The sequence below is a fragment of the Quyinboa ferrireducens genome (genome assembly GCF_042436675.1).
Lineage (GTDB): Bacteria > Bacteroidota > Bacteroidia > Bacteroidales > UBA5342 > JBHJHP01.
Genome location: NZ_JBHMVA010000077.1, coordinates 1 through 1,058, shown reverse-complemented (window position 1 = coordinate 1,058; position 1,058 = coordinate 1). Strand labels below are relative to the sequence as shown.

Here is a 1,058-nt window from a genome sequence, read left to right as displayed (position 1 = left end):
TGCCGTCTTTACGGCTTGACAGTCTCCACTTCGTGGGACAGTCAACCGCACGACACCATACCGCGGGAACGTTAGCGTGCATTTTGAGATGAATAGACACCATGAACTTTAAAATAAACCCTATGATGACATCTAAGAAAACTTATTTACTTCTTTTCAGTTTCATTACATTGATTGGATGCGGAAATTCGCAAAGTAAAAAATCAGACACGGATTTTAAAAACTACTTTTTTCAACCTAATTGGTTTGAGGTACCAAAAGTCTATAGGTATGAATTCAGTTCAAAATATAATGATGAAAAATATAATGCATACAGGTATTTTGAAAAAATTGATAATAATCAGTTAAAAATGACCGTATATGATAAAGACTTTAACCAGACTTTAATTATTGTTTATGAATATCTACCAGATAAAGTAATTTTAAAAAAAGTTACAACTGTTGAAACCTGGAATAACAATAAACATGTAGAGGAGAAACTCCCTGATAATGTTGTTTTTGATTATCATAAAATGAATGAGGATTTTGGATTTACACACACCTCAAGGATTAAAGGTTATTCAGATGTAACAAGATATGTGACTCGGAATATTAAAAAAACTGAGCGCAGAGAATTTAATGAAGCTGAAGTAAATGTAGCAATAGCAGACGGGAAAACTGATATAGAAATCAAGACAAGTACTGATGATATTAAATTACATAATGATGATGTGCTTATATATGCAGAAAATATCGGAGTAATTTACCAGGAGTCTAAAAGCCAGAACAACAAAGTAGTTGCTAATTTGACTCGAATATTAACTTTAGACGAATTTGAAAATATGAAAAACGCACGCTAACACGCGGTCATAGTGCATGGCAGTACTTTTAAATAAAATGTATCAACGTTCGCAGCCAGCTCTTTTCGTCCTGACAGTTCCTATCCTATCGGACAGAAACTGCCACGACACCATACCGCGGGAACGTTGTAAATAATGCCGTGATTAGTTGTTTGATTATTTTAAAACTGGCTTCCACCCTCTTTCGGCTGAAGCAGGGAACGTTCTTTTTAAAACTGG

At 34.4% G+C, this 1,058-nt stretch carries 1 protein-coding gene; it reads left to right on the top strand.

Going from position 1 to position 1,058, the window contains the following annotated elements; all coding sequences use genetic code 11:
* Positions 1-122: 122 nt before the first annotated feature.
* Positions 123-839 carry a hypothetical protein gene (locus ACE01N_RS20485; RefSeq protein WP_380592944.1) on the top strand — a complete coding sequence of 239 codons (717 nt, stop codon included), beginning with the start codon at positions 123-125 and terminating at the stop codon, positions 837-839.
* Positions 840-1,058 lie beyond the last annotated feature (219 nt).